General features: G+C 69.1%; 8 protein-coding genes and 1 pseudogene. 5 read left to right on the top strand and 4 right to left on the bottom strand.

Features of this window, described 5'->3' with window-relative positions:
• From AB0K67_RS40385 to AB0K67_RS40395, 3 genes and pseudogenes are all read left to right on the top strand, one after another.
• Nucleotides 1–91 (top strand): annotated as a pseudogene (locus tag AB0K67_RS40385) (roadblock/LC7 domain-containing protein); the annotation flags it as partial.
• The gene (locus AB0K67_RS40390) at nt 91–513 is read left to right on the top strand and encodes a DUF742 domain-containing protein (RefSeq protein ID WP_364070914.1); all 423 of its coding nucleotides are present in this window, start codon (nt 91–93) and stop codon (nt 511–513) included. The pseudogene AB0K67_RS40385 and the gene AB0K67_RS40390, both read left to right, overlap by 1 nt.
• Nucleotides 494–1,081: an ATP/GTP-binding protein gene (locus AB0K67_RS40395; RefSeq protein WP_364070916.1), complete on the top strand. Its 588-nt coding sequence runs from the start codon at nt 494–496 to the stop codon at nt 1,079–1,081. The genes AB0K67_RS40390 and AB0K67_RS40395 overlap by 20 nt, the downstream gene beginning before the upstream one ends.
• Before the next feature lie 71 nt (nt 1,082–1,152).
• Here AB0K67_RS40395 and AB0K67_RS40400 read toward each other — a convergent pair whose 3' ends face one another.
• From AB0K67_RS40400 to AB0K67_RS40415, 4 genes are read right to left on the bottom strand one after another with little or no spacing between them, the layout of a single operon-like run.
• Nucleotides 1,153–2,157 carry a methyltransferase gene (locus AB0K67_RS40400; protein ID WP_364070918.1) on the bottom strand — a complete coding sequence of 335 codons (1,005 nt, stop codon included), beginning with the start codon at nt 2,155–2,157 and terminating at the stop codon, nt 1,153–1,155.
• Nucleotides 2,158–2,173: 16 nt separating this feature from the next.
• Nucleotides 2,174–2,971: an ABC transporter permease gene (locus tag AB0K67_RS40405; protein ID WP_364070921.1), complete on the bottom strand. Its 798-nt coding sequence runs from the start codon at nt 2,969–2,971 to the stop codon at nt 2,174–2,176.
• Nucleotides 2,968–3,744, bottom strand: coding sequence for an ABC transporter permease (locus AB0K67_RS40410; protein WP_364070923.1), 777 nt, complete (start codon nt 3,742–3,744; stop codon nt 2,968–2,970). Before AB0K67_RS40410 ends, AB0K67_RS40405 begins: the two co-directional genes overlap by 4 nt.
• A complete protein-coding gene (locus AB0K67_RS40415) occupies nt 3,741–4,730 on the bottom strand; it encodes an ABC transporter substrate-binding protein (protein ID WP_364070925.1) in 990 nt (329 codons plus the stop codon). Before AB0K67_RS40415 ends, AB0K67_RS40410 begins: the two co-directional genes overlap by 4 nt.
• Nucleotides 4,731–5,250: 520 nt before the next feature.
• Here AB0K67_RS40415 and AB0K67_RS40420 point away from each other — a divergent pair.
• Together AB0K67_RS40420 and AB0K67_RS40425 are read left to right on the top strand one after the other, a co-directional pair.
• Entirely contained in the window at nt 5,251–8,013 is a 2,763-nt protein-coding gene (locus AB0K67_RS40420; RefSeq protein WP_364070928.1) for a nitrate- and nitrite sensing domain-containing protein, read from the top strand.
• A 73-nt stretch (nt 8,014–8,086) separates the two neighbouring features.
• A partial coding sequence (locus AB0K67_RS40425) for a roadblock/LC7 domain-containing protein (protein ID WP_364061402.1) occupies nt 8,087–8,223 on the top strand: 137 nt, incomplete at its 3' end.

Below are 8,223 nucleotides of genomic sequence, written 5' to 3' on the forward strand. Positions count from 1 at the left end.
GGCGTATCAGATGACGTTGATGGTCGATCGCGCCGGTCAGGTGCTGACTCCGGCTGTGCGTGCCGAGCTGCGCGCCAGTCAGTCAAGGTGATGTACGTGTCGGACCCCAGATGGAACAGCGGCGGTTGGGCCCCTCCACCTCAGCAGCCTCAGCCCCAGTCGCAGCTGAATCCCGACCCCGCATCGCCCGTCCGCCCGTACGCGGTGACGGGAGGGCGGACGGCTCCGCGGGTCAAGCTGGCGATGGAGGCCCTGGTGTCATCGGCGACCGCCGAGCAGCGGGAGTTCTCGCATATCACGCCGGAGTACCAGGCGATCAGCCAACTGTGCCGGCAGGTCAGGTCCGTCGCGGAGGTGTCGGCCCTGCTGCGGATCCCGCTCGGCGTGGTGCGCGTGCTGATCGCTGACATGGCGGCCGAAGGCCTGGTCCGCGTGCATCAGCCACAGCTGGACGCCGGCCGGCCGGACGTAAATCTGCTGGAAAGGGTTCTAAGTGGACTTCGCAGGCTCTAACCCCGGGCTCACCTCGACGAAGATCGTGGTCGCCGGTGGCTTCGGGGTGGGCAAGACGACGTTCGTCGGCGCGGTGTCGGAGATCATGCCGCTCACCACGGAGGCCGTCATGACCGACGCCTCCGCGGGAATCGACGACCTCGGCATGACGCCGCTGAAGTCGACCACGACCGTCGCCATGGACTTCGGCCGGGTCTCCCTGGACCGGGACCTCATCCTGTACCTGTTCGGCACGCCCGGACAGCACCGGTTCTGGTTCATGTGGGACGACCTGGTACGCGGCGCCATCGGCGCGGTCGTGCTGGTCGACACGCGGCGGCTCGCCGACAGCTTCCCCGCCATCGACTACTTCGAAGAGGCCCAGTTGCCGTTCGTCGTGGGCGTGAACGGCTGGGACGGGCAATATCCGCACAGCGACGCCGAGGTGCGCGACGCGCTCACCCTGGCGCCGCACATCCCCATGGTGCGGCTCGACGCCCGCTCCAAGGACTCGGTGAAGAACGCGCTGATCCAGCTCGTCGAGCACGCGCTGTCGGTGCGCATGGCCGTACCGGGCTGGGGCGGCTGACCCGGGCTCAGGTGCCGCGCCGGCCCGGGAGCCGCGCCCTCCCGCTCGCCGGACGACGCGGCACCCAGGGCTCAGCGCGGCAGCGCCTCGATGAGGCTCGCGCCCGCGCCCAGCTCGATGACGTCGCCCATCGCCAGGCCGGCGCGGTCGAGCAGCGCCGCGTACTCGTCGCGGCTGCGCTCGGTGCCGCCGTTGAAGATCGCCAGCATCCGCAGATCGACGTCCATGCCCAGGTGCGGCTCCTCGGTGTCGGGCAGCACCACTTCCAGGATGAGCACGCGCCCGCCGGGGTTCATCGCCTCGCGGACGTTGCGGAGGATCTTGAGCGCGTCCTCGTCGTCCCAGTTGTGCAGGACGCTGGCCAGCAGGTAGACGTCGCCGCCCGAGGGGACCGAGACGAAGAAGTCGCCCGCGACCACCTCGGTGCGCTCGGTCAGGCCCTCGTCGGCGAGCGTGCGCCTGGCGTGGTCCACCACGTGCTCCAGGTCCAGCAGGATGCCGCGCATCTGCGGGTTGGCATGGAGCACCGTGGCCAGGATGTGGCCCTTGCCGCCGGCCACGTCCACCATGGTCCCGGTGGGCGGGAAGGCGTACCGCTTGACCAGGCCCTCGGTGAACGCGGCGGCCCTGGCCGTCATGTAGTCGTCGAACAGCTCGCTCGACTGCGGGTTGCGCGCCAGGTAGTCGTAGAGGTGGCCGTGGCGCTCGACGAAGGCCGAGCGGCCGGTGCGCACCGTCTCGGGCAGCGTGCCCATGGCGTACCAGAAGCCCTCCTCACCGAGCATGCGGATCGAGGAGCGCAGGAAGCCCGGTGCGTCCGAGCGCAGCGCCGCGCCCCGCTCGGTCAGGTCGTAGGCGTCGTCGCCCGCCCTGGTGACCAGGCCGAGGCCTGCCAGCGCGCGCAGCACCCTGCGCAGCGACGGGGCGTGCGCCCCCGCGCGCTCGGCCAGCTCGGCCGTGGTCAGCGGGCCCTTGGCGAGGTGGTCGGCCAGGCCGAGCTCGGCCATGGTGAGGAGGGCGGCGAAACGGGAGATGTCACCGTAGGCGCCCCACAGGAGGTCGTCGGAGTGTGGCATGAGTCCTTCCAGAAAGTCACGGGTTGCGCGTGGCCTGCCGGTGCCACACCAGCACCCGGCGCTCGGCCAGTACGAACAGGGAGTTGACGACGTAACCGAGGATGCCGAGCAGCGTGATCGCGGCCCACACCGCGGCGCCGTCGAAGCTGCGCTGGGCCTGCAGGAGCTGGTAGCCGATGCCGTCACTGCCGCCGATCAGCTCGGTGATCACCATGAGGATCAGCGCGAGCGACAGGCTCAGCCGCAGCCCGGCGAAGATCTTCGGCGAGGCGGCCGGCAGCACGACCACGCGCAGCCGCTGCATCCTGGTGAGGTTGAAGACGGTCGCCGTCTCCATATAGGTCTTGTCGATCGCTCTGACGCCGTCGATCGAGTTGAGCAGCACCGGCCAGATCACCCCGAACACGATCGTGATGAGCTGGGTGATCAGCACGCCGTGCGGAGACTGGAAGCCGGCCTGCAGCACCAGGAACGCGGGGATCAGCAGCGGCGGCGGCAGCGCGCGGCCGAACTCGATGAGCGGATCCACGAAATCGGTGGCCGTGCGCGAGCGGCCGAGCAGCATGCCCGCCACGATCCCGACCACCGCCGCCAGGATCCAGCCGCCGAACATGCGGCCCAGGCTGGGCAGGATGTTGTCGATCGCGTCGTCGGTCAGGAAGGCGCGGCTCCCCGGGCCGGAGAACCACAGCTCGTACATCTTGCCCACGATCATCGTGGGCGGCGGGAAATCGCCGTCGCCTATCGCCCGGGTGCCGAACTCCCAGACGACGAGCACCACCGGGATGAGCCAGAGCTTGGTGAGCGCTTTCATCGCTCCGCCGCCCCCGTCCGCATCGTGTGCCAGCGGAACAGGCGGCGCTCGCCGGCCCGCAGCAGCACGTTCGCGAGCGCGCCGAGGATCCCGGCCCAGACCGTCGCCGCCCACATGAGGTCGGTCCTGTTGCCGCTGCCGGCCAGGTTGACGAAGACGCCGATCCCGGCGACGCCGCCGGCCAGCAGCTCGGCGCTGACCGCGAGCACGAGGGCGATGCCACAGGCGATCCTGATGCCGGTCGCCATGAAGGGCGCCGCGCTCGGCAGGCTCACCCTGACCAGGACGGCCAGGGGGCCGAAGCCGAAGCTGCGCAGCGACTCCTTGGCCACGGGGTCGACGTCGTGCATGCCGTACAGGGTGTTGATGAGGATCGGCCAGACCGCCGCGTAGACGATGACCGAGACCTTCATCAGCTCGTCCACCGGGATCAGCAGGATCGCCAGCGGGATGATCGCCACACTTGGGATCGGGCGCAGGAACTCCAGCACGGGCCTGATCGTCCGCTCCACCGGCGGCAGCGCGCCGAGCAGCACGCCCACCGGCACGGCGATGGCGGTGGCGATGAGCAGGCCGAGCACCCAGTTGATCAGGGTCGCGCCGAGCCCGGACAGGAAGTCGGAGTCGGCGGGCAGGCCGAAGGCCTCCTGCAGGACGGTGGAAGGCGGGGGGAACTGCAGCTCCCCGTTGACGACGAAGCGGATGAACAGTTCCCCGAGAACAAGGAACCCCGCGACGCCGATGGCGCCGCGGAGCAGTCGTGCACGCGTCATCCGTTCGCCGCGGGGGCCGCGATGATCGACTTCACGTCGATCGGGCTCTTCAGGTAGCCGTACTCGAGCATGAGGTCGGCGACCTTCTGCAGGCGGTTGGCGTTCAGCTCACTGGGGAAGGTCCCGAGCGTGATCACCGAAGCCGTCTTGGCGTCGATCTTCGTGTACTTCGGCAGCATGGCCTCGATCTCCTTGCGGTCGCTGGAGACGAGCTGCTGCGCCTTGGCGATCGCGCGCTGGAAGGCGGCGAGCGTCTTGGGGTACTTCTGCGCCCAGTCCTCGGTGGCCATCCAGCCGGCGATGGGCAGGTCGGCCGTTTGACCCGTCATGGTGTCCGCCAGCTTGCGGAAGCCGTGCTGGCTCTGGTTGGCGGTGATGAACGGCTCGGTGATCCAGCAGGCGTCGGCCTGGCCGCTGAGCAGCGCGTTGCCCATGTCGGGGAACGGCTTTTCGACGAACTTGACGTCGTCCTCGGTGAGACCGGCCACCTTGAGCTGCGTGAGCGTGGCGAGGGTGGCGACGTTGTTGAGGTTGTTGACCAGAATGGTCTTGCCCTTCAGGTCCGCCACCGTCTGAATAGGCGAATCCTTCGGAACCATCAGGTTGAAGGTGTTCGGGCCCGCCTGGTACATGTCGGCGACCAGCTTGATCTTCTTGCCCTGGCTGACCGCGGCGAACGTGGAAACGTAATTGGTCTGGGAGATGTCGAGCGCGCCGCTTTCGATCTGCGGCAATGCCGCCGCGCCACCGGTGATCGTGACCGGCTGAACGGTCAGGCCCTCTTCCTTGAAGTAGCCCTTCTCGTTCGCGACATACAGAGCCACCGGGTCGGGAATGGGCAGCGCCCCGACCTTGATGGTGGTCTTCTCAAGGCCGCTGCCACCGGCCGACGCACTGCTGGGCTCGTCGGAACCGCCGCAACCGGCAAGAGTCAGAGCGACTGCGACGCCGAGAGCAATGGCGCTACAGCGCAGTTTGCGTGTCATTGGGGGGTTCTCCTACCAGGGGGAAGCTTCTGGAGATCGGCACTGCATGCCGGGCGTGAAGCGTACCGGAGGGGAGATCGAAACGGCAGCCACTATGCCTCGTTTATGCACTTTATCGGCTAAAGATGACCGTCCACGGATATAGATGTATATATATGCATAAAGTGGGTTTCTGAGCTATATGTCCGGATCGAGACTTTGGTTGCGCTCTGTGGTCAAGAGCTTGCCACGTGAACAGGGTGTCATTTGGAACGGTTGAAAACAGCCGAGACGTTGGCCTAAGTATGGGGTTTGTGCTCAAATTGGGCCTCGAACTTGCCTGCGATCACTCGTCCCTTGCGACGAAGCCGCTGAAACCCCCCAAGCAGGCCATGGCGAGAGGTTGCCACCAGTGAGGACAACAACGGCCGACTCCGGTCGTGGCAGGGCCCCGGACATTCCGGAACAGTCTGCGGGCGGAGAGGTTCCGCAGGTACAGCAGCCCGTTTCGGGCAGCCCGTTCGCGCTGCGCAATTGGCGTGTGCGCACCCGCCTCATCGCCCTCATCGCCATTCCCACGATCGTGGGCGTCATTTTCGGCGGGCTGCGGGTCACCGACTCGATCAGCAGCGCCCAGCAGTACCAGCTCATCAGCGACGTGGGACGGCTGGTCAGCCAGCTCGGCGAGCTGGCCCGCGACCTCGGGCTCGAACGAGGCCTGGCCGGCCGCTACGTCGCCGCCAACAAGCGGGCGAGCGAAGGACAGCGGCTCAAGAGCCAGCAGGAGATCGTGGACGCCAGCGCCGCCAGGACGAAGGCGGCCATCGCCGAGGCCCGCGACTCGGTGTCCGACATCGGCCGCAGGACCCTGGACCGCATCGAGGTCCGGCTCTCCCAGCTCGGCTCGCTGCGGGCGGCGTACACCAAGGACCAGATGCCGCCGCTGCCGACGGTCGAGAAGTACTCCGAGATCATCGCCGACCTGCTCCAGGTCTACGACGAGCTCGGCCAGGGCTCGACCGACGAGCAGCTCACCTCCACCGCCGCCGCGCTGCGCAGCGTCGCCCGCGCGGAGGAGGAGGCGTCCAAGCAGCGGGCGCTGCTGATGATCGCCCTGGTGCGCGGCAGGTTCGAGGAGCCGGAGTTCAAGGGCTTCCTCGACGCGGGCTCCCGCCGTGAGAGCGAGCGCTCCTCGTTCCTCGCGGTCGCCACGCCCGCCCAGCGGCAGAACTTCGACAACACCGTGGCCAGCCAGAAGATCGGCCGCGCCGAGTTCTACATCAGCCGCGCCGTGCTGCTGCACAACAGCGGCACCCCGCTGCGCCGGCTCGACAACTCCAGCACCAAGGACGTCGACCTCTGGTTCGACTCCATCTCCGAGACCGTCGACCGGCTGCACCAGGTGCAGAAGTCGCTGTCGGAGGAGGTCGCCACTCGCAGCGCCGACGTGGCGAGCGCCGACAGGCAGCTGGCCGCGATCAACATCGGCATCGTGGTCGTGCTGCTCGTGCTGGTCCTCGCGATCACCGCTCTCATGGCGGGCTCGCTGGTCCGCCCGCTCAGGCGGCTGCGCAGCGACGCGCTCAGGATCGCCGGCCACACGCTGCCCGACCTGGTCCGCCAGCTCCGCGAGAACGACATCGACCCCGACAAGATCAGGGTCCCGCCCATCGAGATCAACTCGAAGGACGAGATCGGCGAGGTCGCGCGGGCCTTCGACGAGGTGCACCGCGAGGCGGTCCGCCTGGCGGGCGAGGAGTCCAGGCTCCGCAGCAACGTCAACGCGATGTTCGTGAACCTGTCGCGGCGCAGCCAGACCCTGGTGGAGCGGCAGATCACCCTCATCGACAGCCTGGAGCAGGGCGAGCAGGACGAGCAGCGGCTCAGCAACCTGTTCAAGCTCGACCACCTGGCCACCCGCATGCGGCGCAACAGCGAGAACCTGCTGGTCCTCGCCGGCCAGGAGCCGCCGCGCCGCTGGAGCCAGCCGGTCCAGCTCGTCGACGTCGCCCGCGCCTCGCTGTCGGAGGTGGAGAACTACGAGCGCGTCGTGCTGGAGGTGCCGGAAGGCGTCTCCATCGCCGGCCAGGCCGTCAACGACGTCATTCACCTGCTCGCCGAGCTGATCGAGAACGCGCTGTCGTTCTCGCCCCGCGAGACCCGCGTCCCGGTCTCCGGCAGCCGGATCGACGGCGGCGGCATCATGCTCTCCATCAGCGACTCCGGCATCGGCATGACCGCCGAGGAGCTGGCCCAGGCCAACGAGCGGCTGAGCGAGGCGCCCACCGTGGACGTCTCCGTCTCCCGCCGCATGGGCCTGTTCGTGGTCGCCAGGCTGGCGCACCGCCACGGCATCCGCGTCCAGCTCCGCCCGCACGGCTCCGGCGGCCTGACCGCCATGGTGCTCATCCCCGAGTCGCTGCTCGGCCCGTCGGCCCCCTCGTACGCGGGGGCCGCGCCGGCCGCCTCCAGGGAAGAGCAGTTCCCGTCCGTGCCCCAGCCGGGACCGCAGGGCGGGTCGTGGCCCGCCGCGTCGTACCAGCTCGGACCCGGGCACCCGTCCTATCCCTCCTATCCCTCTGCAGAGGCGTTCCCGTCGGCCGGGTCGTGGCCGTCGAGCCCCGCACTGCCCGCCGAGGCGGCGGGGTGGATGTCCCAGGACTCCTCCAACGACGTCTGGGTCGCCTCGCGCGGCGCCCCCGCGGGCGAGAGCCGGCTCCCGCAGCGGGAGAACGGGCTGCCCCGGCGCGAGGGCTCGCTGCCCCAGCGCGGCGCCGGCGCCCTGTCCGACGACACCCGTCCGTGGACGCGCGAGCCCGCGTCCGGCGGCGACTTCGCCGACAGCGAGTCCGCGGCCACCGGCCCCCTGCCCGCCATCTCGTCCGGTCAGCCCGGTCAGTCAGGCCAGTCCGGCAACGGCAACGGCGAGTACCTGCCGATCTTCGCCTCGGTGGAGTCGGCGTGGTTCGACCACTCCGCGGCGTCCGACGACGCCAAGTGGAGCTCGCCGAAGGCGGACGAGGGCTGGAGCGCGGCCGAGGTGGTACGCGAGCCGGTGCGCGACGGCGCGACCGCGGCCGGCCTGCCCAAGCGGGTGCCCAAGGCGAACCTGGTGCCCGGCTCCGCCGAGACCGCCACGGCGCCCAAGGGCGTCGCCCCGATGCCGGCGATCTCGCCGGAACGGGTGCGCAGCCGGCTGTCCAGCTTCCAGCAGGGCTTCAGAGCCGCACGCGACGACATCAGCGAGGGCAGGACGTACGGGTCCGGGCCCAGGGATAACAGCAGTAGGAATGAGGGCGCATGAGCGAGCGTAACGAGCGGCCAGTACGACACGGCCGACTACCGTCGTCGCTCGAGCGACCGGCGAAGGAGAAGGTATGAACGACCTGAGCCACGCGGCACGCGGGGTGGACTGGTTAATCACCGACTTCGTCAACACGGTCCCCGGCGTCGCGCACGCGGTGGTGGTCTCGTCTGACGGTCTGCCGTTGGCGGCGTCGGCGGGTTTTCCTGC

The sequence above is a fragment of the Nonomuraea sp. NPDC052634 genome, from assembly GCF_040678535.1.
Classification (GTDB): Bacteria; Actinomycetota; Actinomycetes; order Streptosporangiales; family Streptosporangiaceae; genus Nonomuraea; species Nonomuraea fastidiosa.